Genomic DNA, 24,147 nt, shown 5'->3' with positions numbered 1-24,147 from the left:
ATTCATGTACTTCCATAAGAAATGTATGAACTTCTCGTTTTATACCAAAACTATGTAAAAACAGGAGGTGTGCATTTTGAGCAATTTTACAATTGTGCTGATCAAATTTATATCGTGTATCATTGCTTTTGCTATTGGACTGGATTTGTTTTTCGATGCAACAATTGTTGATGTTATTTCTTTTAGCCTGTTTGTAACAATCGTTTCTTATATGTTTGTTGATAAAATCCTTTTGAACCGCATCGGCAATTCCGCTGCTATTATGGCTGACTTTTTGTTAACATATTTAAGTGTGTGGATTTTCGGTAATATTTTATTGGACAATTATATGCAGATCGCATGGGGTAGTATTCTATCCGCTATTGTCTTTACATTATCTGAAGTATTTGTCCATCGTTTTTCTCATACGCATGAAAGGCATAAAGGTGAAAGAATTAATATGAATGGCCGATTCGCATATGGAACTGAATTTGCTGAAGAACAAAACATCATAGATAAAGAAAAGAAAAAATAAAAAAGAAGGATGTCATTACCTGTATAATGACATCCTTTTTCTACATTAACTATTCTTTAAATAGTATTGCTCCAAAACAGATTGTGGAACCATTCCGCCACCTGTTGTCACTACTACTTTTCAATTCGATCTTATACTTCTATCTTTATATTTTTGAAATCCACAACATCAGCAAATGCACCCAGTACTGCATTATGGTGCTTAACAATTTCTTCCGCACGCAATCGTTCCGAGTCAAACGTACTATGTGCATCGCTAATTAAAGTTACTTTGTACCCTTCACTAAAAGCTCTACGAGTCGTTGTATCAACGCAGTATTCGGTTTGCATTCCTGACATAATTACATGTTCAATTTCCTTATCTTGTAATACTTTACGAAGATCTGTTTTATAGAAAGAATCTGGTGTTTCCTTTTCGATAATAATATCATCTTCTTTCGGTGCAATGGCAGAATGAATATTCCATTCCGGTTTTCCTTTTTCTAATGGGTGTCCTTTTGGTCCATTATGCTGTACATATATAACAGGAATCTCATGCAAGCGGCATTTTTGAATTATCTCTTGTAAGTTTTCTAATAATTCCTGCCCATTATGCACTGGCCCATTTGCTGTATACATACCTTCTTGAACATCTATTACTAACAATGCTTTTTTCATCATACATCGCTCCCCATCCCTTATTTTTTAAACTCCATCATCCAGCAATCTTCTAATTCTCCTTCATGAAGCTCATGTTCTTTTAAAATTTTCACCTTTTGGAATCCACATTTTTCATAACAATGAACTGCACGTTCGTTACTTACTCTTGGATCCATCGTAATTGCTTCTGCCCCTAACTCATCGGTGATATATGTGATCGCAGCTTGTACGAGCTCTGTACCGATTCCTCTATTCCAATATATTGGTTCACCAATAAATTGGTCCATGCCCCATATATTCTGATTTTTTCTATATCCATATAGCTTTTTCCATTCTGAATCTATCGGGTAAATTTGTATGTAACCAATCGGTTCTTCAGTATACTCCACTATACATCTTTTTTCTTTCCCTTTTGGACTATGAACAAAGTTAGTGCGAACTTTTTCTGGAGATTGCGGATTATCTCTGCCTTCGTAATACTGTAAAACTTCTGAATTTGTTAACCATTTTGAGATGGTATTCACATCATCTTCTATGACATATCTAATCGATAAACTTCCTTTTTGAAATAACATATTTCACCTCTCTATACATAACATTATAATATTCTAGACTCCTTGAATTTACTCCTCTTATTAGCTAGTGCATATGATTAGAAAAATTTAAATATATGTATATAAAGCCGTATTGCTATCATACCTTCGTATAAGTTTCACTTCCCAAAAATGCTACTATTGCTGGATGTTACAGAATCTTCAATTTAGTAATCTATAGATATCAAACCAACATTGGAGGAATAAATATGTCTAAAGGTTATGATTCAAAAGAACACCAACAAGAAGAAATAAATGAAATCCGACAAACAATCACCGAAATGGAAAGTGCATTTAATGCACATGATGCAAATGAATTAGATCGCCACTTTACTTTAAATGCCACATGGGTCAATGTGCTTGGCAAGCGGCTTTCAGGTTGGAAGCAAATCCATGAAGCGCATAAAGTTCTTTTACCAGGACCTCTTCGTGATTCATACGCTTGTTATACAGTTGAAAGCATTAAATTTATACGTTCCGACGTAGCTATCGCACATATTAGACAATATCCAACAACCTTTGAAGGAGAAATAATAAAGGATGGGCAAGGCAGTCTTGCTATTTATGTGATGGTCAAAGAAAAAGAAACATGGAAAATTGCTGCTGGGCAAAATACGCTTGTTCAATAGCTCTTCCCATATCCCCTGTTTAAACTGGAGGTGACGACTCATATCTCACGTAAATCTGAAAAGAATAACTTCTAAAAACTGGCGGGAAGCCCTTAATCTTTCTGTAAATATTGAACAACAAAAGTTTGTTTCTGAAGTTACACCACCTGTTGCTATTGCACTTGCTAAAGCATATATTAGGCCGGATGATAGAATGATTGAACCTTTTGGAGTTTATCATAACGAGAAAATGGTTGGTTTCTTTAATTTGCACTACGAACCGGATTGTCAAAAGGACTTTTGGCTGTTTCATTTTTTTATCGACAAAGGATATCAAAGAAAAGGATTTGGAGCCGCAGCAATAAAATTATTAATTAAGCATATCAAGGATGCTCACCCGACTTGCCATCGTATTCACTTAACTGTACATCCTGAAAATGATTCGGGTCACAAGTTCTACAAAAAAATTGGATTTACTGATGATAACATTTTCACATACGGTGAATTGACATATTCCTTAATTTTAAAGAGGGATTATAAATGATAATAGGATTATATGAAGCACATTTACCAATTAGCGATTTAAAGCGTTCGATTGAATGTTACAAAGGACTTGGTTTGGAATTTTCCCATCGCCATGAAGATAAGGTAGTATTTTTATGGATTGAAAAAAATAAAAGCTGGTTGGGATTATGGGAAACAGACAAAGTAGAACTTGAATATCACCCTTCAATAAGACACATAGCTTTTCAAGTTTCTTTAGAAGGGTTAAAAAATTCAGTTGCTTGGTTGAATGAAAAAGGCTTTGAACCTAGAGAAGCATTTGAATTTAAACCAGTTGAACCATTTGTTATAGCACATAGTGGCATTGCTCATGCCAAAATCCATTTTAATGACCCTGATGGGAACAGTTTAGAATTTATATGTAAACTTGAAAATCCTAAAAATATTACAAAGCGTATGTATTTAAGTGAATGGGAACAATTAAATGAATTAAATTAGCACCCTATTCAACTAAAGAGGTGTTAGTTTAACGAAGAATAGGGAAACCTATATAGATTGGGTTTCCTTTAAATTTTTATTAAAAATCAATAATAAATTTTAATAGACCCTTAATAAAAAGAAGAGCACCTTTACATTTTTTAAAGTTACTCTTCTTTTACTCGTTACTATTTAAATTTTAAATACCAGTAAATTGCAACTTCATCACTTTGTTCATTACTGCCTTTATATACAAGAAAATCAAAGCCTCCTATAACAAATCCACAACTCTCATAAAACTTGCATGCTCTAACGTTATTGCTCTGTGTCTCCAGCATGATTCCTGGCATTTTACAAGCTTGCGCCCAATGCTTTGCTAGCTCAATTAATCTTTTGCCAACTCCAAGCTGTCTATACTGCTTATCCACTTTTATATCTTCCACGTAAGCAAAACTGTTCCAGTTCCTCTTTAATATAATCATTCCAATCATTTGGTGATCCATAAACGCCAAAAAAATTATTTTATCTGGATTATTAACATATTCACTATAATCTAGATCATCCTCTTGATCCTCTTTATATATATCTTCTGAATAATTTTTCTCATAGCTTGGTATTTCTCGTACTGTGTATTCTATTCGTTGATTCTTCGCTCCTAATGAAAGAACTAGCTTAGAATCAACCGTAAAACTATCATCAATTTCAGGAAATTCATTCAAATCTTCTAATTCTAGTTTCCTAATTAAAATGTCCATCCTTATCTCCTCTAAGTAAAATATAATATATTCCACGTACTAAATATTTATAGCAATTCCTGCAATGAATAAACTAACAATCATGAGGAAAGGCGTACCAATCATAGCCCCTCTTAGATGCATCTTATAATTTTTATACCCCTTCATTCCTTCTGTACTAGGAATAACAACAAATCTCGGAGTAATCCAGCAAAATATAAGCCAATCTATAATGAATAAATCAACTAAGTTAAAAATCATTAAAATTCCAAAAGAATGCAAAAAAGCATCTATAAACAATAATTTTTCATGTTGATTTAGTAAAAAAGTTGAAATCAATGGTGTTCCGAAAAGAATTACATTATATACAATTCCAAAGTATAAAGTTTGTCTTTTTTCATCGATTGTTTTTGGCAAAACAGCTTTTTGAATATCTTTAGGATAATCACTTAACCATAAACGAGGATTATAATATAATGATCCTAAAATCATAATCGATAGTATAATAGACATGATTATTCCAACGAGCAACATTTGTTCATATTGACCCATAAATTATCTCCCTCCTTACTCGTAATTACCATAAAACATTAAATTTTTATGCAAAAACTCATTCTATTAAAAATCCTATGTATTCCTACATCAGAAAATTAACATAAATATTTGATAAAAAAACGAAATAATTTTCCCATTTCTATAGCTAAAATCACTTTCTTACAGCATCCACTCTTATTTCTTGACATATCATTTCAAACTTCATAAAGTGAAACTCTAATCGTTGTTTTTCAACTTCGCTGATTTTTAGCTCATAAATATTTGGCTAAATTTATATAAATTGACGTAAGAATAGGACTGGTGAAAATAATGAAAATTGAACATATAGCCATTTGGGTAAATGATTTAGAGGCCATGCGTACTTTCTATACACAGTACTTTAATGGAGAGGCAAATTCTTTATATCATAATAAAACTAAACAATTTGAATCTTATTTTATTACCTTTGAATCTGGAGCACGTCTTGAAATTATGCGACAGAACGGAATAGAAGACAAACCTAGTTCTAACCTAATTGGATACGCCCATATCGCTTTTTCTGTTGGTAGCGAAGAAAATGTGAATCAACTAACAAAAACATTAAAAGAAGCTGGATATCCTGTATTAAATGGACCACGTTTCACTGGAGATGGCTATTATGAGAGCGTAATAAGTGATCCAGAAGGGAATCATATTGAGATAACTATCTAGCAAAATACAGTTATTTATTATTTGATATTTTAATTACGAAGTACAATAACACCAAAAAAGCCGTTCAAAAATTTTGAACGGTTTTACTATCTAATACTGTCGCGTTTAAAATTTTGATCATTACAGAAATGCTGGTTCTATCATTTCCTTAATTACAATACCAGTCTACTAACTTTTTTAGATGTTCTCTGTTTTCTGGAGATACCTTTTCTGACAATCTTGCCCCAGCAATTATAGGAGCCCAATCCAAAACTTCATCCCTTGATAAATCAGCATTTTTGCAATATAAACCTAAATACATTTCAGCCAATTCGACTGAAGACTGGGCATACAATAAATATGTTCGATATACATCTGCACGTATGTCTCCCGAGCTAGCATCAACCCAATCAATAATTTTCACGTTATCATTATTCATGATTAAATTAAATGGGTGAAAATCTCCATGACATAACCTAGGTTCAAATACCATTGAATCCAATTTTCTTAACAATTTACCCTTTTGTTTCTCATCTAGATTCTGTACCGATTCAATTTGTCGATGTAGCTTTTCTGACATCCGTTCAAGTAAATCTGAATCAACAACAACAGCATGCACCTTTTGTTGTACATTAACGCAAATACTTATATAATGTTCCGCTCGTTCCATGTTATGAGTTAAGAGATCACCTATTGTTTTTCCTTTTGCATATTCCATTATTATTGCTTGCCTACCCTTTATTTCGGTCACTTCTAATACATTTGGAACGTAAAGTCCACATGAATAAGCATATTCTTGTTTTTTTGCTTCATATAAAGATTCTGTATTTGGAAAATGCTCTTTAAATACTTTTATAATTTTATTATCATAAAGATATATTTCTGCCGTATTCCCTATAGCTATTGGATCACCTAGGTTCATGTATTCCCTCTCCTTAAGATAAATTACAATAATGTCCTACATTTCGCCTAATAAATTCGATGTAATTATAATGAAACCCTTCCGCTACTAAAACAGCCCTTAGCTAAATAAAAAAGATCCTGTAATACAGGATCTAAACAAATTTCAAAACCTCGTGATATAATTTCAAATCGATAATTACTTTTTCTTCATAATTGCAAAGTAATTTTTCTCATGATCAGCAAAATTAAACGCTCTGCCAGACGGCATATTTACAATTTCTCCTACTGTAATTTCTTTCTCTACAAACTCTTTATATAACTTATCGATATCTTCAGTGAAAAACAACATGGATGGTGTACTAAGATTTAATTCAGGCTGCATCTTCGCAATTAATTCTTTATTATGTAGAACAATACTCGTTTCCGCTTTCTCTGTTGGCGCAATTTCAATCCATCTAAATCCTTGACCATTATTTTCATCAGCAACTAAGTGGAAACCTACTTTTTCTATCCAAAATCGTACAGCTTCATCTTGATTATTTACATATAACATAATTTGACCGACTTTATGAATCAGCATCTTCTCTTCCTTTCTTCTACTTCAGTTGTATTTAGTATATACGAACTAACGTTCTTTTTAAAGTGCTTTTATACTAAACTTTCACTTCACACATTTTAACAACCTGTTTTTTTCTCTTTCTTAATATCTTGAGATGAGTGTTAGTATTTAAATAATAGCCAACTTAATATTTGTGATCATAATAACATTATGTAAACTGTATTGTTATATTCTCTCTTCATTTTAACCTACATATCTTAATCTATTGCCCCTTTTCTATTCATGTATATTTCTACTGCACTACAAAATAATCCGAAAGGCTTGTTAATCCGTTCTCTGTAGCCATTCCTTTAGTTCTATTTCATCCAATTCCCATTCCCCTCTCATGCTCTATAAAAAGTTTTCACACTATATTCATCCGTTTCTCGCAAAAAATTTATTTCACACGAAAATTCATTTATTTCAATAATAAAAAGACAACTAATGATAGTTGTCTTTTACTTTTGGCGTTATCATATAGACAAGCCTAGCATAACGACTTATCTTCCAATTTCCAACTAAACCACCGCGCATGACCATCTGTTTCTCCAACAGTTTCATTATTTTCTTTTCCATTTATAAAATAATCGAGATGAAGATCTCTATCCCACATGTTGTTATAAAGATGGAAAACATCGCGTTTTGCACCAATTTCTTTCACTTTATCTACTAATTTATGCTTTACACTCTCTGGTATTTGATTCGCCACATGTGTATGGAAAATACAAATTACGGAGTCCTCTGGAATTTGTTCTGCAATTTCTAAAAGAAGAGCTACTCCATCCCCCTCTATCAGTTTTACAGATTGTTCTTTTAAACAAGCTGCTGCGTGATCAAACATTTCAAGCCTTTCTTTATGCTCTGGCCAAATAAGTGAGCGTAACCATAAATAGTCTTCCTCATTATTTAAATCATTTATATGTAAATCTAGTCCGATTCTTTCTACAACAGGTGGACTTTCTTGTAAGAGAAGTGGTTGATTCCCCCCTTTTATTTCTGATTTCAAATGAACGTTAGAGTGTATATTGCCATATATCTCTCCTGTTCCATACGAATAACTATATTGATCCCAAAACAACTGTAAACCAGCGCTTGTCCCAATTTCAATTAACGCTAGCGGTTTATTAATCTTATTAAACATATAACAAAAGCTCGGGTATAAATATGTACATCTTCTCACTTCATTTGTCTGAACTAGCTTCGTTTTTAAAATAGAGATAATCTTCTCATTATGAATTTGACAAAAATCTTTAAAATGATGAAAAGCTTTGTCTAGATTTTTTTCTGGAATGGAAACGAGACTACCATAGTATTGTTTTAATACATGACTATTCCCTTTCAATAACAAATAGTGAACAGCACCCAGTAATAAATTCGGGGTTGGCTGACCAAGTTGTGCATGTGATGCTAGTGCAAGAAGTTCTTCATCTCCTGAAATTTTTAATGATAAATACTCGTATAAATCGCTTGACCCTTTACATTCTTTTATAGAAAAATTTTTAAATAAGTTGGAGATTTGTTCTGGTGTAAGCATTTATATTCCTCCCAACCTTAAGTTTCAATATTCTGAATAATTTTAACACAAAACCTGAATGTGGTATATTTTTACAAACAACCTTACTTAAAACCACAAATGAATTTTATACATATATTTCCACACCATTCGGGTCTTTTTGTTTCCTTTGGTATAAAGAATTCAAATACACATGCTTCAATGTCGTTTTATTATCATGAATGGTTTCAATACTATTTATTTCTTTTTGAAATAGAAAAGAAAGGTCCTGTTCTAACCCTGTTTGCTTTGTTGTCATTATAACTTTCTGTAACTCGTCTATACTCCCGCCATCATCAATTACATCGAAATTTGTTTGAATCTCAATCCGAAATCCGTATGGCGTTATAATAAAAGTTCTTCTTTCCCCCCAATTTACTTTCCAGTGTAGTTTTTCCGCTTGCTTACAAATCGTTTCACATTCCTCTTTTGACACAAGAAAACCAATATGATCGAATGAAACCTTTTTTCCATAGCCAAATGTGATATTTATCTTACCTTTTCTAGCTTCAATAATCCGAAAAAGTATCTGTTTATCCCGAAAGTCATCCCATGTTAACGGAGGATCAAATTGCTGAAATTCTCCATTATACTTTCCGATTCTTGTAGAAATTCGAAAACCATAATTTTTATAAAAGTTCTCCATTTCTTCTAAGTGAGGCGTCCAATAATGATAATGAAATAACATTTACAACTCTCCTCTGCATTCGATATATAATATAATTGTATAAACATAGCGTTATCATTACCTCTATCTAAAGTCTGAATTCTATAATATATCCCTTCATACTTTTGTGGGATAAAGTGAAACTTTAATCAGTGGGGGCTTTCTTCATCCCCCACTGATTATTAGTTGAACCAATCGGGCTTTTACAGGCAGTTTATCTCCCACCTAACTTCTTTGCTTCCGCCGAATTTTGAGGTGGGAGTATTACTGCCTGTTAATGCGGGATAAAGTGAAACTTCTATCAAAAACAATAAAAAGTTCATTCCCTTATACAGAGGAATGAACTTTTTATATTAAAAATTGTACTTATCAATATTATCCTTCGTAAACACAACGCGCTCTGGCAATACGATAATCCCATTTCCATCTGCTTCGTAGTCATAACCTTGAATAGAATTCGGTTCCACTTTTACTTTACCAATATTCGGAACTTCAAAGCTATCGCCAACTTTTAATTTCTTCCCTTTTACCACAATTTCATTTGCAACATAAGTTGCAAGTGCTCCTTGTTGTTTTACATCCCATAATCCAAATTGCTGAACAGTTCCTCGTTTTACATAATCTCGCATTACATTTGGTGTTGAAAATCCCGTCACAACTACTTTTTTATCCATTTTTAAGTTTTCAGCAGCTTGTGCCATAGCTGGAAGTGCCGTTGCATCCGGACAAATGACAGCATTAATATCTGGATACGTTTTTAAAATGCTTTCGCCAACCGATAATGATTTTTGTGCGTTATTTTCTCCGTACTGCGTCGTTACAATTTCCCAATTTGGATATTTTTCTTTTATAATTTCTTTTGCTTTTGTTACCCACTGATTTTGATCTGTTACAGTGGGACTTGAATAGAAGAATGCGACTTTTCCTTTATCTCCAATTTGTGATGAAGTCATTTGAATTAATAAATTTGCAAGTTGCTCCGGCGTTCCTTGGCTTATATAATATGAACGATCTTTCGGATTCACATCAGAATCCCACGTTAATACTGTCATTCCCTTTTTCTTTGCTCTCTGTAATGACTGTGAAAGTCCATCAACCGATGTAGATGAAACCATCAACGCATCATAGTTTTGATTAATAAAATTATTTATATATTTCACTTGGCCTGATACACTCGCCTCTGAAGGTCCATCATACTTCACTTGCACGCCTAACTTATCTCCCATTTCTTTTGCCCCTTCACCACCTGAAGTAAAGAATCCAACCCCTGTTAATTTCGGAATGAATGCAAATTTCACATCATCTGCTGTTTTCTTATCTGCTGTTTTGCTAGAACATGCGATTAAACCGATAATACAAACGCACATAATGATAAAGATCCCGAGTTTTCTTTTCATGACATTTCCCCCTTATGCAATTTCCTTCTTTTCCACATAGTGAATTGCTGTAATTTGAAATGCCTAATAATAACAGAGAGGATAAGTATGATACCAATAACAACATTTGATTGTTCATTCGTTAAACCTGTCATTTGTAAACCGTACTGCATCATGCCAATAAATATACTTGCTAGTACTGTTCCAACAATACTTCCTTTTCCCCCAGTGATGAGTGTCCCGCCTAATACCACTGCCGTAATAACCGGTAGAATTGTCTCGTTTCCAATATCAGCTCGAGCTGAGCCAAAATATGCTGTTAGAAAAGCCCCTCCTAATCCACCTCCTAACCCGGAAAGAATATATGCAATAGTTACTATCTTTTTTGTTCGAATACCCGAATACTTAGCTGCCTTTTCATTTGCACCTGTCAATATGACATAACGTCCATACCTTGTTCGATGAAGTAAGAGTGTAAACAAAACCGTCAAAACGAAAAGTAACCATACTAAATTAGGAATTCCTATAAAACTCCCATTTGCAAGTTGCACGTAAGAATCCGGTAAACCACTTATCCCTTCATATCCACTGGCATTTGAGCCACCCGAGATAACAAGAGCAATTCCTGAATATAAAAACATCGTTCCAAGTGTAACAACAAGAGGTTCTACATCTGTCGTTTTAATAATCAGCCCGTTGATACAACCTGCTAGACAACTGATAAATAAGGCAATAATTACAGCTAAAATAACCGGAATTCCATTCATCCATAGTACACCAATCAGAATTGAGGTAAGCCCCATAATCGATCCTACAGATACATCAATTCCACCTGTCACAATTACAAATGTCATTGGAATTGCAGCAATCGTAATAAAAATGAAGTCATTCATACTGAAAAGTAAATTACTTATATTAAAAAAATCACTGTTAAATAAACCAAAGAGAATGAACTCTATAATAAGTAATACAATAAGAACACCTTCCCATCTTAAAAATCCACGTGCATATTTCATAGATTCATCCTTCTTTCTTCCAACTGTCTTATTCCCTTCCATTTTTTTAAGGTACTGTCTAATATAATAATAAGTAACAGTAAAAATCCTGATATAGCACTATTCCAAAAAGCAGGTATTTTTAAAAAGACTAGTGAACTACTTATAACTTCTAAAAAAATTGCCCCTAGTGCTGCTCCAAATACAGAACCTGTTCCACCCTTTAGATGAATTCCACCTAGAACAGCGGCAGCAATTACTTGCAACTCAATTCCTGTACCAGTTTGATTTGGCACAAAACCGATATTCATAACAAATATGCAGCCTGCAATCCCTGCGCTTATTCCCGAAATAATAAATGCATATATTTTCACCTTGTCTACCGGTATTCCAAGGAGTCGTGCCCCATCTTCATTATCTCCGGTAGCATAAAAATATCTTCCAAAAGGCGCTTTCGTTAAAAAGATATATAATAATAGTAAAATAGCCAAAATGATCCATACTGTAATAGGCAGCCCTAATATCATGACAGAAGACATCTGTTTATAAGACTGAGGAATATCTTCAATCCATTTGCCACCTGTATAGATCAACATCGTTCCTCTAATAATTCCTAACATTCCTAATGTCATAATAATTGCTGGCACACGAAACTTCGTAACCCCAATGCCATTTATCATTCCAATGACAGCTCCAAGCAAGATTGCAGCAATGCTTGAAATTAAAATGCTATTTCCATTTGTCAAAAACATCCCACAAATCGCTGCACTTAATCCCATAATAGAACCGACTGAAACATCAATATTTTTAGTAAATATTACGAACGATTGACCAATAGCTAGTGTAACTAAGATAAGACTCGATTTCATAATTAAAGAAAGCGAACTAAACTGAACAAAACTAGGATTAATAATTCCTACGAGGGCTATGTAAATAAGTAATAAAATGATAATGGATGTTTCATGCATTTTAAATAGATTTGAAAAACGTTTCATTCCGTTACACCTTCCCTTCCCCCATATGCGAGACGTGTAACTTCATCTATACAAACTTCTCCTTTCTCCAAATGAGAAACAAGTTTTCCATTCCTCATCACATATACACGGTTTGCTAATTGAACAATTTCTTCTACATCTGAGGAAATCAATAAAATTGCAAGTCCTGACTGTTTTAAACTTAGAATTGCCTCATACACTTCTAATCTTGCTTTCGCATCAATCCCGCGCGTTGGTTCATCAAGAATCATTAATTTAGGTTCACAAGCAAGATATTTAGCTAATACAACTTTTTGTTGGTTTCCCCCTGATAAAGATGTCATTTTTTCATCCTTACTGGAAACGACTATCCTAAACTTATGAATATACGCTTCTGTTAAAGCGCTTTCTTTTTTGTGGTTTAAGAAAAACGTACTGAGTCGATGTAAAGACGCTGACGTTATATTTTCTTTAACAGATGCAATTGAAAAGATACCATTACCAGCCCTATCCTCTGGAACATATACCATCCCTTCATCTAATCGTCTACTCGTCGAATACTTCGCAACAGACTTTCCTTCTAATAAAATAGCTCCCGACAGTACAGGCCTGAGCCCATATAAAGCTTCTGCTAATTCCGTTCTACCCGATCCAACAACACCGGCAATTCCGACAATCTCTCCAGCATGTACGGTTAGTGATATATTATGAAATGCATAACTCGACAAATTTGTTATCTCTAATACTCGTTGAGAAAGTTTTATCGTTTCTTGAGGTGCCTCTTTCTGCTCCTCTTGTTTATAATCTTTTGGCACTAATCCCTCCATTAACATGTCATATGTATAGTCTGATACATCTCCTTGCCTCACAATTATTCCATCTCGTAAAATAGCTACTTTATTCGCAATTTCAAAGATTTCTGGAAACCGATGCGTAATATAAATCATCCCGATTCCCTTTTCCTTTAAGCTTTTCATCAACACAAAAAGACTCTTTATTTCATGAGTTGTTAATGTCGATGTTGGCTCATCTAAAATAAGAATCTCAGCTTCTCTTATTAATCCCCTTAATATTTCTACTAATTGTTGCTGCGCAATTGATAATGAACCTCCAAGCTCATTAAGCCTTATACTCCATCCCAAACTCTTTATCAACTTTTTTATCTTTGTACGAAGCTCTTTTTTTTCTGTTTTTATCCCGATACATATATTTTCTTCAATTGTCATATGAGGAAAAATTAACGGTTCTTGTGGAATTAAATAAATACCATTATGATGAGCTTCCGCTGGATTAGAAAAACTTTGTATCTCACCTTTCACATACATTTCTCCAGCATCATAAGAGTATAAACCTGTTAATATCTTCATCAATGTTGATTTACCAGCACCATTTCCGCCTACTAAAGCATATACATCTCCACGTTCTAATTCCAAAGTAACCTCTTTTAATACAAGTTGGTCTGAAAATGATTTACTAATTTGTTTCACCTCTAATAAGGGCACGTTCTCCACATCTTGTCACCCTCCTTTATACAGAACAATTTTTGAGAAAGTGATTTTTTGTTCTACTTGTTTTGTAGCATTGTATATCCCTTTTTTCATATCTAGAACATATTTTTCTTGAACACATTTCCGCCCTCTATGGGTATAAACAAAAAATCCGACACATATGTTTAAGCATCGGTCAATTGTTGAAAGGGATGAAGAGCATGTCACAGCTGAACTTTGAAGAAAACTTGTTAACAAAAGTAGCCTGGTATTACTATAAAGATCATCTAACGCAGCAAGAAATCGCTTCATTGCTTCATATTTCACGAAATAAAGTCGTTCGGTTATTAGATAAAGCACGTACTGAGGGCATTGTTACCTTTCATGTAAAAGGTACCGGTTTACATTGTTTAAGTATTGAACGTGAACTGATTAAGACATTTCATTTGAAAGACTCTTTCATTATCCCTACCCCAATGGAAAATCGTCCCTATTCTTTAGGAAAAGCCGCCGCACAATATTTAGAAACACATCTGCAACAAGGAGATTTACTTGGCATCGGCTGGGGAGAAACGATATCAAAAATGCTAGAAAATATCCATTTCGAATCATCTATGCAACCTTCTATCGTTACACTTACAGGTGGCGTAAATCACTATCTTCCTAGGAAACAAAGCTATATAAATCACGTACAAGGAGAGCTCCATATCATTCCTACACCATTTTTGGCATCTACAACCGAAATGGCGCAGAGCATCCTTTCAGAACCAGCAGTCAAAGATATGCTACATGTCGCTTCGCTTGCACATACAGCAGTGGTCGGTATTGGCGGTTTATCTCATGATGCAACGATTGTAAAGGAAGATAAAATAACGCTTCGTGAAATGACTTATATACGAAGTCAAAATGGTGCTGGAGATATTCTAGGGCAATTTTACAATACACATGGAGAATTGCTAGAACTTCCACATCACGATCGGCTAATAGGTACACCTCTTTCTACCCTTCGAAAGATGAAACATGTAGTCGGTGTAGCTGGAGGTGAAGAAAAAATAGATGCAATTTACGGGGCCTTAAAAGGTGGATTCATTCATACATTGATTACCGATGAGGAAACAGCCCTCTCTCTATTAAGAAAGGAAGGTGAATCCTAATGTCTTCTCTATTAGCTTACGACGCAGGTACCGGTAGTATCCGGGCTGTCCTTTTTGATTTACAAGGAAATCAGCTTGCTGTGAGTCAAAAAGAGTGGGTTCATAAATCAGACTCTCGTTATCCTGGTTCTATGAATTTTGATGTGATAGAGAACTGGAAACTCATTCAAGAGTGTACGAAAGATGTACTCCAAAAAAGTAACATATCTCCTTCTTCTATTAAAGGCATCAGTGCAACGAGTATGCGCGAAGGATTTGTTTTATATGATAAAGATGGGCAAGAAATATGGGCATGTGCAAACGTTGATGGTCGTGCTTCTTCTGAAGTAAGTGAGTTAAAACAAATTCGTTCAAATCTTGAAAAAGATGTATATGCAAAATCAGGGCAAACCTTTGCATTAGGCGCTTTACCTAGATTACTTTGGGTCAAAAAGCATCAATCGGATATATACAAAAACATCCATTCCTTTACAATGTTAAACGATTGGATTCTCTATAAGTTGAGTGGTGTACTGCAAATAGACCCTTCAAATGGATGTACGTCCGGTATTTTAAATTTGCAAAATAGAACTTGGGAGAATTCGATTGCTGAAGAATGTGGTCTAACTTTAACATTTGCTCCAAACGTAAATGAGGCAGGTACAGTTATTGGCCATGTAACAAAACAAAGTGCAGAGCTAACAGGGTTACATGTAGGAATACCAGTAGTTGCTGGGGGCGGAGATGCCCAAATGGCTTCACTCGGTTCGGGAGTCGTACATCCTGATCAAACATTTATTTGCGGAGGGAGCTTTTGGCAACAAGAAGTAAATATAACAAATCCAAAAACCGATCCAAATGCTCAAATTCGCGTCAATTGCCACGCTATCCCTACACTTTGGCAATATGAAACAATCGCTTTTTTCCCTGGACTTGTAATGAGATGGTTTCGAGATGCCTTTTGTCAGGAAGAAAAACGACTTGCTATTAAACTTGGTGTAGATGCTTATGAATTATTAGAGGAACAAGCAAAACATGTACCAGTCGGATCGTATGGCATTATTCCTACCTTTTCAAATGTAATGAATTATATTTCTTGGCGCCACGCCGCACCTTCTTTTATTAATTTAAGTTTAGATGCTGAGCGATGTGGAAAAAAAGAAATGTTCCGCGCAATCGAAGAAAACGCCGCATTTGTAACACTTGGAAATTTAAAATTAATAGAATCATTAACAGGAACGTTCCCTTCTGAAGTGATATTTGCGGGCGGTGCTGCCAAAGGGAAACTATGGCCTCAAATTGTTGCGGATGTTCTCGGAATTCCTGTCAAAGTACCAGTTGTAAAAGAAGCCGCAGCCTTAGGAACAGCAATCGCCGCTGGAGTCGGTGCTTGTATATATGACTCTATGGAAGCAACCTCTCAAAAATTTGTAAAGTGGGAAAACATATATGAACCGAATGCTGAAAATCATAAACTATACCAACAATTCTATCAAACATGGAAACTAGTCTATGAAAAACAACTCTTACTAGCAGATGAAGGATTTACATCACATATGTGGATTGCACCAGGTGCGTTGTAACACATTACATAAAGGAGTGAACAATATGATCAAAGTAAATGAAGAGGACTTCTCCTATCGCTTTGGTAACAACGGTCCCAAATATTTAGTAAAGGGCCCTAACATTGACCTTGGGGTTGTAGTCATTCAGCCTGGGCAAGAGTTTCAAAATCATTATCATACTACATGTGAAGAAATATTTTATGCTCTAGAAGGTGAAATTGATTTCTATATTGATAATGAAAGAGTTCCTGTAAAACGAGGTGACGTCTTACAAGTTCGCCCCCACGAATCCCACTATCTCATTAACCGCTCAAATCAAATCTTTAAAGCAGTTTTTATTAAGTCACCACATTTACAAGAAAAAGATACTGTACAAACAGAAAATCCAAAATTAACGAAGGAGTGATTTGTTATGACTTGGGGATTTCAAAATCGATTAAACACAATTCTGCCTGATGGAAAAGCAGTTATGTTAGCAATAGACCACGGTTACTTTTTAGGACCAATTCATGGATTAGAACAACCACTAGAAACAGTAAAGAATTTACTCCCTTATACAGACTCCCTTTTTTTAACGCGTGGTGTACTCAATTCCTGCATTCCTGAAAACTGCAAAACACCAATGGTTTTACGTGTTTCAGGCGGTGCAACTGTCGTGGGTAAAGATTTAGCAAATGAAACAATTGTTACACCCATTAAAGAAGCACTGCGGCAAAATGTAGTCGGAGTCGGTGTCTCTGTTTTTGTCGGTTCAGAATATGAAACACAAACTGTTACCAATTTAGCTAATGTTGTTTCTGAAGCACATGATTACGGTTTACCCGTTCTCGGTATTACAGCTGTAGCAAAGGAACTTCAAAAACGAGAAGCTCGCTTCCTAGCACTCGCATCACGCGTATGTGTGGAAATGGGAGCCGATATTGTTAAAACGTATTACTGTGAAGGCTTTGAAAAAATTACGAGCACATGCCCTTCTCCAGTCGTCATTGCAGGTGGGCCAAAATTAGATTCGATTGAAGACGCATTAACAATTACGTATCAAGCATTGCAAGAAGGCGCAATTGGAGTTGATATGGGCCGAAATATTTGGCAGTCAGAACATCCAGCTGCGATGATTCAAGCGATACATGGTATTGTTAAAAATGGCTTAAATGTGAGAGAAGGGCTAGAATTGTATGATGAAGTAAAAAATTAAATAAAAATTAAGTACATCACTTATATAGTGGTGTACTTTTTTATTTATTAGACCTCTAAATGACCGCATTTACTACCACAACTATGCAATAGGGTTAATTATTTACAGCAACAAAAATGTTGCACTATAAAATGTAGACTGATAATAAGGTTTCATATCATAAAAAAATTTTTATTAAAAGAAATAGTAAAAACCAAACTAATATTGCATCTAAATATTAGTTTGGTTTTTATGAATTTACATCAAGAGAGGCAATCTATTTCACTCATCTATATCGCTTTATACAAATAAATTTTCCAAGCGGATGTCTTTGATGTAAACACTTTCTCAAGGGATAGATTGTTTTCTACTGCATTTTCAATAGGGACAGCAGAAAACATGTATCGACCACCCATTTTTTTAAAATGCTCTATATTTAGTTGTAAATTTTCCAAGCGTTTTTTCGAGTTTTTCTTAAACATATAGTGTTTTCCAAGTTCATCGGTGAAAATATAACAGCGGCCACCCCACTCGTCAAAATACGTACGAATCGTTTTATTTTTCGCTAGTTCCTTCTCGATTATTTTTCGAAATTCATATTTATATGATAGCGGATAAAAATTGTTATATGTATCAAGTGTATAGAATCCGTTGTACTGAGCGATAGCAGGATGTAAACCAATACTAGCGACACGGTACTGCTCCAAAGGTAAACCGATATACTCTTTTATCTCCTGAAATTGTTTTTCTGCAAAAAATTCCTTTACTGAAGGTTTACTTTGAAAAATAATTTCCTCATTAAAAAAGCTTAACAAAATAATTTGAGCTATCACAAAACCTGTCACAGCGTGTCTCCATATTTTCCCTTGTAACCATAAAACTTTTAATCCAAGAGCAAATAAAACATAAATAACTAACGGGCGCAAAAAATGATAACGTGCAAAATTAAACGTATCCAAAACGTGAAAACGTTTTGTTAATGGAAGCCAACCTTTATAAAACCAAAAAGCATACCAAATTGACAATGCTATGTTAAACCAGAACAAAAAAACAAAGACTTTTTCTTGCTTCCATCGCCTCTTGAAAATGATAAAATACAACGCAATAAGTATGACAGGTAAAATAACAAATGTATGGACTGTCATGACATGGTTATGTCCTAAAAGAAAATTTTTCACTGTAAGACGGAGAGACCGCCATAACGATAATCTTGCATGAAAATATTCATCTCTGCTGTTAGGTGCAGTGGATAAGAAGAAGGAAGATACTAAGCGATATTCTACAATCATGTATATGAGCGTCATATAAACAATTGAAAAAAGAAAACGAAAGTTCCATTCTTTCTTTATTACTACGTCCACTAACCAAAGAATCCCCATCCCGCTTAAAAAGAAGAAAAAACCTAAAACAATACTTGAATATAGAGGAATAAGAGTGAGTACGAAATAGTTCTTCCACGACCTTTCCCCTTTTCGAATATTTAAAAATGCCCAAAGTGCAAGAGGCATTCCGAGAGTACTAAGCATTCCTGACGGCCAAAAAGGAGTAAGAGCAAAAGCCAATGAAACTCCAACCGAAATGACCATCCATTCCTCTCTAGGTAAAAAATGATGTTTTAAAAGAAGATACATCCCTATAAAAGCAACCACTCTTGTAATCGTCTGACTTAATGCATACGCAACCATATTTGGAAAAAAAGCATACAACCAAACAATACCACTAAATTCCGTGCTAAATGCGTTTCTTGATAATTGATTGTTTATCACCTGTGGAATTGTAGCATCAATCGGACCTATTATCTCCCCGCTCCTTGCCAAAACTTTATACCAGGACAAATTGGAATCAAGATTATCATGAACGCGAATATGCGCATTTTCTCCAAGAATAAATAAAGGAAACAAATAAAGAATAAGTATAATTGCTGCAAAAACAAGTAATTTTTTTTCTTGGTTGTTCTGGATTGAAAACATTCACTACACCTCAAGAAATTCTTAAAAAGTTTACTTATAAAATTTCCGAAACGAAAGAAATTATCCCCTTGGTAATCAAGTTGCTATCAATTTTTTACAAACAAGAAAATTCTTATCTAAATGATAAAAAGGATTACGGCAGTGAGATACACATGCTACAATCCTTTTTATTATATTTAAGATATATTTGTTTTTTCCTTATTGTATAAAGTTACATCATCTTCTTCTATATTCACAGTCTCTTTTACAACATAAATTGGTCGGTTCTTACTTTCGTCATAAATACGAGCGATATATTGACCAACAATACCAAGACCGAGCAGTTGCATACCGCTGAAGAATGTGATGGCAACCATAAGAGAAGCCCATCCAGTTTGGATGTCTTGTCCAATAATTTTAACGATAACTGAATATATTAAAACTGCAATAGAAATTAATACAGAGATTAAACCTAAAGTCATAACCATTCTTAGTGGCTTTGTAGAAAATGCGATAATACCGTCTGAAGCAAATTTAATCATTTTCTTTAATGGATACTTCGTTTCACCCGCAAAACGTTCCTCTCTTTCGTATTCAATATATGTTTGGCGGAATCCAATCCAAGACATCATTCCACGTACGAAACGATTTCGTTCTGTCATTTGTTTGAATACATCTGCTACTTTACGATCGATAAGGCGAAAGTCACCTGTGTCTTTAGGAATATCCATATCAGACATGTAATTTAAGAAGCGGTAGAAATATTTAGCTGTAACAAGTTTAAACCAAGTTTCTCCGTTACGCTGTTTTCTTTTCGCATAAACAACCTCATAACCTTCTTCCCATTTTGCAATAAGTTCTGGGATGACTTCAGGTGGATCCTGTAAATCAGCATCAATGATTACGATAGCATCACCTTTGGCAACATCAATTCCTGCTGTTACAGCTATTTGATGTCCAAAATTACGAGCAAAGTTTACGATTTTAGCACGAGGATCTTCGGCTGAAATACCTTTTAAAATTTCCATTGTCCGATCGGTACTACCATCATTTACAAAGACAAATTCATAATTAATATTATTTTGTAGCGTAACAGACTTTAAGCAATTATAACACTCTTGTGCTACTTCTTCTTCAAAATACATAGGAACGATGATTGAAATAAGTTTCTCCAAGTTTTTATCCTCCTTGTAGCAGCAATATATATATTAATTTATTGGAAATGGTTTTGTTTGTTGAATGTCCAAAGTTTATTAAGGAAAAAGTTCATAATCATACCAACACCGATAGAAAAAATTTGTGAGATAAACTTATTTATGAAAAGTTTATCAACTAATATGAACAGGCTAATTGTATTAAAAGTTAATACAATTAAATTTACAGTTAGGAATTTAAAAAATAATGATAAATCTTTATTTTTCGATTCAAAAACCCAATTTTTGTTCCAATAATAGCTGTTAGCAACACCAATTAAATAAGCAAAGCAGTTAGCGATAAGGTAATTCATACCAATTTTAATGAGAAATATGTAGCTAATAATTGTGATAAGCGTATTTAATACTCCTATTAAGCTAAACTTTAAAAATTTCTTCATAATGTAGTATCCTCATTTTTATAAAAGATATAAAAAATACAGTAAATATATGTATAATAACCATCTTAAGTTTTTTGTATAAATCGATGATTACTTTAACGATTTATTATTTAAACTAAGTATATGCAGTGGCTAATTGTATGACATCGGAACTGAGGACAAATTAAGGGGTGGCAAGGTTGTTTACACTTTTAAAAGTATTTTCTAATTTTTCAACACGTTTTATATATGCTCTCTTTGGAATTTTTGCTGCGGTATTAATATTTACTTATTTTACAGATATAAAAAAAGATAATTATATGATTTTATTATTGGGTTTTCTAGTTTTATGTACGTTAGAAACCTTTATGTTAAGAAAAGGCTCTTTATATCTTGAAAAGTTAAATGAAAAGGCTACACTAAAACATTTTTTAATAAGTCAACCATAGTGTGTAGTGGTAAATAATCAAGTTGTTGTAGTAAATGAGGTCATTTGTAGTACAAAAAAGGATAGATAAAGCAATGTTTACTATGCTCATCTATCCTTCATTTTTTATTCCATATAATATCTGACATGAAATAGAAATGTATTATTATACATTTTAAGAAATATCTTGACTTTTAATAAAATTATTAAAAGGGTTCTTTTTTAATGATTAAATTTAAGTATCACTTCTGAAAAATATGTTTTATTTTTTCACCCGGAACATTACTACCCCCTCTTCCTTTCACATCTTCAATCATCATTGTAACAATCATATTCGGCGCATTTGCATCGAAAGCTGCAAACCATCCGAGTTCTTTTCCATCTGCTTCTTTTGATTCTTTTAGTTCTGCCGTACCTGTTTTACCAGCAAGAGTCATGTCATCAATCTTAGCAATTCTCCCGGCACCATCAGAATCATTAATTACTTTTATTAACGCACTTTTTAATATTCTTTGACTTTCTTTAGAAATCACATTCTCTTTCCAATTCTTCACTTCTTTTTGAATCAGATGCGGAGATGGAATATTCCCTCCATTTACAATTGGCGCATATGTTAAAGCTAAATGAAGAGGTGTCATTAATACTTGTCCTTGACCGTATCCTGTATCTGCCAGTTGAATATCACTTTTAATTCCATCTTTTGCAATGATTGAAATAGGAAATTCGTATTCAATCGGCAACTTTTCATGAAATCCGAACTTCTTAAGCATGCTTTCATACTGATCGTTTCCTATTTTTAAAGCTTGTTGTGCAAAATAAATATTGTCAGAGTACTTCATTGCCTGATCGAAATCAATTGGACTAGCATCTTTCACACGTGTTACATAATAATTTCCCCATGATGAGTCTTTTGTCCACTTTAATCCTTCAATTTTAAATTCTTCCGTTGGATTTATAACGTTTGCTTCCAGGCCGATTGCCCCTGTAATTGTTTTAAATACAGATCCTGGTACAACTGCCTGTGTGAAACGGTTTATCATTGGATTTTTCAAATCATTATTCCATACTGCACGTTGCGCTTTTGATGCCCCTCTAACTATTATATTTGGATTATAAGCAGGACTACTTACAAGTGCAATTGTTTCACCTGTTTTTGGATTAATCGCTGCACTAGATCCTGCTTCATTTTTCATTTCATTATAGATTTTTTCTTGAATTGAGGCATCAATTGTTAATGTAACATTCTCTCCATCGCTTGCTTCTGTTTTTGCTAAGTTTTTAATCTCTTTTCCGTTCTCATCTTCCATAAATACGCGTCCACCCTTTTCACCGCGCAATTTATTTTCTAAGACTTTCTCTAACCCTGTCTTACCTACTAAATCATCTACTTGATATCCATTTTTCTGAAGCAATTTTAACTCTTCTGCATTTACTTTTCCTATATATCCCGTTAAGTGTGCTGCAGCTTCTCCTAATGGATATGTACGAACTTTTACCGGACGAGACGAAACACCTTCCAACGAAATATAATCACTTTGTGTTTGTCCTTCTGGTAAAATACCAATTGGTACATAGGAATCTGGTTTGATCCATTTCGCTGTAAGCTTCTGGTCGACTTCTTCAACAGACATATTAAGTAATTGCGCTATTGTTTCTTTCGTTTGTGTTGCAGTATCTCCTAATTTTTCTGGAATAATTCCAACTTCAGTTGCCTTTCCATTCATTACAAGCCCTTTTCCATTTCGATCATATATTTCACCGCGTTTTCCTTGCTCTGTCTGCAGACGGACTTTATAATTTTTTTTCATCCCTGGAAAGATAAAGTCTGGGGTCCAATTTATTTTCCAAGATTTCTTATCTCCATCTTTTTCTTGCACAAGTTTTGCTTCATGCGAGAAAGAAATTTTTCCTCCTGCTGTATCCATACTCACATTAAATAGAATGATCTTATTTTCCGTTTTATCTTTAATTACTTCCTTTCTTTTAACTTTTAAATTCTCAACTCCAATACCTTCGTAAATTTTTTCATTTTTCTCTGTAAATTCTTTTTTTGAAATGGATTCTTTTGCGTGTTCTGACAGGTGATCATACATATCTGCAAATTTTTTGTCATTCCATAATTTTATATATGTTTCAAATGCTTGTTCTGAAGTTTCGCCTTTATTGCATCCTACCAATATAAATGTGAAACAAAAGAAAAGTAGTACCCATATTTTTTTCAATTCAAACTTCTCCTTTAAATAAATCAAAATAGCTTAAATAATTCTTATAATCCGTTTTACATAAGTAACTTGCTATAAATAATGTACATCCGCTCGTTTTCTACTGATTCATATGAATCTGAGATTTAATAATGTTCTATATCTTGTTAACAAAGTTATTATTAAAAACATGTGAAATAACAACTATACTAGCTGCTATTCCACAAATTTCCTTTCATTCTTTTATTCAAAAAACCTCTTATATAAAATGAAAATTTAAT

At 33.9% G+C, this 24,147-nt stretch carries 26 protein-coding genes; 10 read left to right on the top strand and 16 right to left on the bottom strand.

What is annotated here, in order from left to right:
• Positions 1-76 precede the first annotated feature (76 nt).
• On the top strand, positions 77-514 hold the full coding sequence (locus J4P91_RS12845) for a YndM family protein (RefSeq protein ID WP_207994439.1): 438 nt from the start codon (positions 77-79) through the stop codon (positions 512-514).
• Between the two features lie 131 nt (positions 515-645).
• Here J4P91_RS12845 and J4P91_RS12840 read toward each other — a convergent pair whose 3' ends face one another.
• Both J4P91_RS12840 and J4P91_RS12835 read right to left on the bottom strand, forming a co-directional pair.
• On the bottom strand, positions 646-1,170 hold the full coding sequence (locus tag J4P91_RS12840; protein ID WP_207994497.1) for a cysteine hydrolase family protein: 525 nt from the start codon (positions 1,168-1,170) through the stop codon (positions 646-648).
• Positions 1,171-1,190: 20 nt separating this feature from the next.
• Positions 1,191-1,727 carry a GNAT family N-acetyltransferase gene (locus J4P91_RS12835; protein ID WP_207994438.1) on the bottom strand — a complete coding sequence of 179 codons (537 nt, stop codon included), beginning with the start codon at positions 1,725-1,727 and terminating at the stop codon, positions 1,191-1,193.
• Between the two features lie 227 nt (positions 1,728-1,954).
• On the opposite strand from J4P91_RS12835, the gene J4P91_RS12830 reads away from it, so the two are divergent.
• Genes J4P91_RS12830 through J4P91_RS12820 form a run of 3 tightly spaced genes read left to right on the top strand, consistent with a single transcriptional unit; the run spans position 1,955 to position 3,355 of the window.
• Entirely contained in the window at positions 1,955-2,374 is a 420-nt protein-coding gene (locus J4P91_RS12830; protein WP_207994437.1) for an SgcJ/EcaC family oxidoreductase, read from the top strand.
• A gap of 40 nt (positions 2,375-2,414) precedes the next feature.
• Positions 2,415-2,897, top strand: a complete 483-nt coding sequence (locus J4P91_RS12825) for a GNAT family N-acetyltransferase (protein ID WP_207994496.1) — start codon at positions 2,415-2,417, stop codon at positions 2,895-2,897.
• Entirely contained in the window at positions 2,894-3,355 is a 462-nt protein-coding gene (locus J4P91_RS12820; protein WP_207994436.1) for a VOC family protein, read from the top strand. Before J4P91_RS12825 ends, J4P91_RS12820 begins: the two co-directional genes overlap by 4 nt.
• Before the next feature lie 167 nt (positions 3,356-3,522).
• Here the strand turns inward: J4P91_RS12820 and J4P91_RS12815 are convergent, their stop codons facing one another.
• Positions 3,523-4,089: a GNAT family N-acetyltransferase gene (locus J4P91_RS12815; RefSeq protein WP_207994435.1), complete on the bottom strand. Its 567-nt coding sequence runs from the start codon at positions 4,087-4,089 to the stop codon at positions 3,523-3,525.
• A gap of 39 nt (positions 4,090-4,128) precedes the next feature.
• On the bottom strand, positions 4,129-4,620 hold the full coding sequence (locus J4P91_RS12810; RefSeq protein ID WP_207994434.1) for a nitroreductase: 492 nt from the start codon (positions 4,618-4,620) through the stop codon (positions 4,129-4,131).
• A gap of 312 nt (positions 4,621-4,932) precedes the next feature.
• Here J4P91_RS12810 and J4P91_RS12805 point away from each other — a divergent pair, with 312 nt between their 5' ends.
• Positions 4,933-5,313 (top strand): VOC family protein, encoded by a 381-nt coding sequence (locus J4P91_RS12805; protein WP_207994433.1) that lies wholly within the window; start codon positions 4,933-4,935, stop codon positions 5,311-5,313.
• 148 nt (positions 5,314-5,461) lie between these two features.
• Here J4P91_RS12805 and J4P91_RS12800 read toward each other — a convergent pair whose 3' ends face one another.
• From J4P91_RS12800 to J4P91_RS12765, 8 genes are all read right to left on the bottom strand, one after another.
• Positions 5,462-6,214, bottom strand: a complete 753-nt coding sequence (locus J4P91_RS12800) for a phosphotransferase family protein (protein WP_207994432.1) — start codon at positions 6,212-6,214, stop codon at positions 5,462-5,464.
• A gap of 177 nt (positions 6,215-6,391) precedes the next feature.
• Positions 6,392-6,772 carry a VOC family protein gene (locus J4P91_RS12795; protein ID WP_207994495.1) on the bottom strand — a complete coding sequence of 127 codons (381 nt, stop codon included), beginning with the start codon at positions 6,770-6,772 and terminating at the stop codon, positions 6,392-6,394.
• Positions 6,773-7,280: 508 nt separating this feature from the next.
• Positions 7,281-8,327 (bottom strand): DUF2332 domain-containing protein, encoded by a 1,047-nt coding sequence (locus J4P91_RS12790; protein ID WP_207994431.1) that lies wholly within the window; start codon positions 8,325-8,327, stop codon positions 7,281-7,283.
• A 106-nt stretch (positions 8,328-8,433) separates the two neighbouring features.
• The gene (locus J4P91_RS12785; RefSeq protein WP_207994430.1) at positions 8,434-9,033 is read right to left on the bottom strand and encodes a VOC family protein; all 600 of its coding nucleotides are present in this window, start codon (positions 9,031-9,033) and stop codon (positions 8,434-8,436) included.
• A gap of 332 nt (positions 9,034-9,365) precedes the next feature.
• On the bottom strand, positions 9,366-10,409 hold the full coding sequence (lsrB, locus tag J4P91_RS12780) for an autoinducer 2 ABC transporter substrate-binding protein LsrB (protein WP_207994429.1): 1,044 nt from the start codon (positions 10,407-10,409) through the stop codon (positions 9,366-9,368).
• Entirely contained in the window at positions 10,406-11,404 is a 999-nt protein-coding gene (locus J4P91_RS12775) for an ABC transporter permease (RefSeq protein ID WP_207994428.1), read from the bottom strand. The genes lsrB and J4P91_RS12775 overlap by 4 nt, the downstream gene beginning before the upstream one ends.
• Entirely contained in the window at positions 11,401-12,378 is a 978-nt protein-coding gene (locus J4P91_RS12770) for an ABC transporter permease subunit (protein WP_207994427.1), read from the bottom strand. The genes J4P91_RS12775 and J4P91_RS12770 overlap by 4 nt, the downstream gene beginning before the upstream one ends.
• Complete coding sequence (locus tag J4P91_RS12765) at positions 12,375-13,868, bottom strand: sugar ABC transporter ATP-binding protein (protein WP_207994426.1); 1,494 nt, start codon at positions 13,866-13,868, stop codon at positions 12,375-12,377. Before J4P91_RS12765 ends, J4P91_RS12770 begins: the two co-directional genes overlap by 4 nt.
• Positions 13,869-14,047: 179 nt before the next feature.
• Between J4P91_RS12765 and J4P91_RS12760 the strand changes: the two genes are divergently transcribed.
• The 4 genes from J4P91_RS12760 to lsrF are packed head-to-tail and all read left to right on the top strand — an operon-like array spanning position 14,048 to position 17,737.
• Complete coding sequence (locus J4P91_RS12760) at positions 14,048-14,998, top strand: sugar-binding transcriptional regulator (RefSeq protein WP_207994425.1); 951 nt, start codon at positions 14,048-14,050, stop codon at positions 14,996-14,998.
• Positions 14,998-16,560 (top strand): autoinducer-2 kinase, encoded by a 1,563-nt coding sequence (gene lsrK, locus J4P91_RS12755; protein ID WP_207994424.1) that lies wholly within the window; start codon positions 14,998-15,000, stop codon positions 16,558-16,560. Before J4P91_RS12760 ends, lsrK begins: the two co-directional genes overlap by 1 nt.
• A gap of 25 nt (positions 16,561-16,585) precedes the next feature.
• Entirely contained in the window at positions 16,586-16,948 is a 363-nt protein-coding gene (locus J4P91_RS12750; RefSeq protein WP_207994423.1) for a cupin domain-containing protein, read from the top strand.
• 6 nt (positions 16,949-16,954) lie between these two features.
• On the top strand, positions 16,955-17,737 hold the full coding sequence (gene lsrF, locus J4P91_RS12745; protein WP_207994422.1) for a 3-hydroxy-5-phosphonooxypentane-2,4-dione thiolase: 783 nt from the start codon (positions 16,955-16,957) through the stop codon (positions 17,735-17,737).
• 269 nt (positions 17,738-18,006) lie between these two features.
• Here lsrF and J4P91_RS12740 read toward each other — a convergent pair whose 3' ends face one another.
• The 3 genes from J4P91_RS12740 to J4P91_RS12730 form a co-directional block, all read right to left on the bottom strand.
• Positions 18,007-19,686 (bottom strand): DUF6044 family protein, encoded by a 1,680-nt coding sequence (locus J4P91_RS12740; protein ID WP_207994421.1) that lies wholly within the window; start codon positions 19,684-19,686, stop codon positions 18,007-18,009.
• A gap of 176 nt (positions 19,687-19,862) precedes the next feature.
• A complete protein-coding gene (locus J4P91_RS12735) occupies positions 19,863-20,840 on the bottom strand; it encodes a glycosyltransferase family 2 protein (RefSeq protein WP_207994420.1) in 978 nt (325 codons plus the stop codon).
• A 38-nt stretch (positions 20,841-20,878) separates the two neighbouring features.
• Positions 20,879-21,259 carry a GtrA family protein gene (locus tag J4P91_RS12730; RefSeq protein ID WP_207994419.1) on the bottom strand — a complete coding sequence of 127 codons (381 nt, stop codon included), beginning with the start codon at positions 21,257-21,259 and terminating at the stop codon, positions 20,879-20,881.
• 179 nt (positions 21,260-21,438) lie between these two features.
• Between J4P91_RS12730 and J4P91_RS12725 the strand changes: the two genes are divergently transcribed.
• The gene (locus J4P91_RS12725) at positions 21,439-21,687 is read left to right on the top strand and encodes a hypothetical protein (protein ID WP_207994418.1); all 249 of its coding nucleotides are present in this window, start codon (positions 21,439-21,441) and stop codon (positions 21,685-21,687) included.
• Between the two features lie 220 nt (positions 21,688-21,907).
• On the opposite strand, the gene J4P91_RS12720 is transcribed toward J4P91_RS12725, so the two are convergent.
• Positions 21,908-23,887 (bottom strand): penicillin-binding transpeptidase domain-containing protein, encoded by a 1,980-nt coding sequence (locus J4P91_RS12720; RefSeq protein ID WP_207994417.1) that lies wholly within the window; start codon positions 23,885-23,887, stop codon positions 21,908-21,910.
• Positions 23,888-24,147 lie beyond the last annotated feature (260 nt).

Origin of the sequence: Bacillus sp. XF8 (assembly GCF_017498755.1) — a bacterium.
GTDB lineage: Bacteria > Bacillota > Bacilli > Bacillales > Bacillaceae_G > Bacillus_A > Bacillus_A bingmayongensis.
The sequence above is the reverse complement of the archived record's forward strand: the minus strand, read 5'-3'. Positions and strand labels throughout refer to the sequence as shown.

Excerpts from the sequence above, each read along its gene's own strand:
- J4P91_RS12830 (WP_207994437.1), top strand. The coding sequence starts at position 1,955 with ATGTCTAAAGGTTATGATTCAAAAGAACACCAACAAGAAGAAATAAAT.
- J4P91_RS12820 (WP_207994436.1), top strand. The coding sequence starts at position 2,894 with ATGATAATAGGATTATATGAAGCACATTTACCAATTAGCGATTTAAAG.
- J4P91_RS12750 (WP_207994423.1), top strand. The coding sequence starts at position 16,586 with ATGATCAAAGTAAATGAAGAGGACTTCTCCTATCGCTTTGGTAACAAC.
- J4P91_RS12790 (WP_207994431.1), bottom strand. The coding sequence starts at position 8,327 with ATGCTTACACCAGAACAAATCTCCAACTTATTTAAAAATTTTTCTATA.
- J4P91_RS12835 (WP_207994438.1), bottom strand. The coding sequence starts at position 1,727 with ATGTTATTTCAAAAAGGAAGTTTATCGATTAGATATGTCATAGAAGAT.
- J4P91_RS12775 (WP_207994428.1), bottom strand. The coding sequence starts at position 11,404 with ATGAAATATGCACGTGGATTTTTAAGATGGGAAGGTGTTCTTATTGTA.
- J4P91_RS12840 (WP_207994497.1), bottom strand. The coding sequence starts at position 1,170 with ATGAAAAAAGCATTGTTAGTAATAGATGTTCAAGAAGGTATGTATACA.
- J4P91_RS12730 (WP_207994419.1), bottom strand. The coding sequence starts at position 21,259 with ATGAAGAAATTTTTAAAGTTTAGCTTAATAGGAGTATTAAATACGCTT.
- J4P91_RS12770 (WP_207994427.1), bottom strand. The coding sequence starts at position 12,378 with ATGAAACGTTTTTCAAATCTATTTAAAATGCATGAAACATCCATTATC.
- J4P91_RS12815 (WP_207994435.1), bottom strand. The coding sequence starts at position 4,089 with ATGGACATTTTAATTAGGAAACTAGAATTAGAAGATTTGAATGAATTT.
- lsrB (WP_207994429.1), bottom strand. The coding sequence starts at position 10,409 with ATGAAAAGAAAACTCGGGATCTTTATCATTATGTGCGTTTGTATTATC.
- J4P91_RS12805 (WP_207994433.1), top strand. The coding sequence starts at position 4,933 with ATGAAAATTGAACATATAGCCATTTGGGTAAATGATTTAGAGGCCATG.
- J4P91_RS12810 (WP_207994434.1), bottom strand. The coding sequence starts at position 4,620 with ATGGGTCAATATGAACAAATGTTGCTCGTTGGAATAATCATGTCTATT.
- J4P91_RS12800 (WP_207994432.1), bottom strand. The coding sequence starts at position 6,214 with ATGAACCTAGGTGATCCAATAGCTATAGGGAATACGGCAGAAATATAT.
- lsrF (WP_207994422.1), top strand. The coding sequence starts at position 16,955 with ATGACTTGGGGATTTCAAAATCGATTAAACACAATTCTGCCTGATGGA.
- J4P91_RS12740 (WP_207994421.1), bottom strand. The coding sequence starts at position 19,686 with ATGTTTTCAATCCAGAACAACCAAGAAAAAAAATTACTTGTTTTTGCA.
- J4P91_RS12785 (WP_207994430.1), bottom strand. The coding sequence starts at position 9,033 with ATGTTATTTCATTATCATTATTGGACGCCTCACTTAGAAGAAATGGAG.
- lsrK (WP_207994424.1), top strand. The coding sequence starts at position 14,998 with ATGTCTTCTCTATTAGCTTACGACGCAGGTACCGGTAGTATCCGGGCT.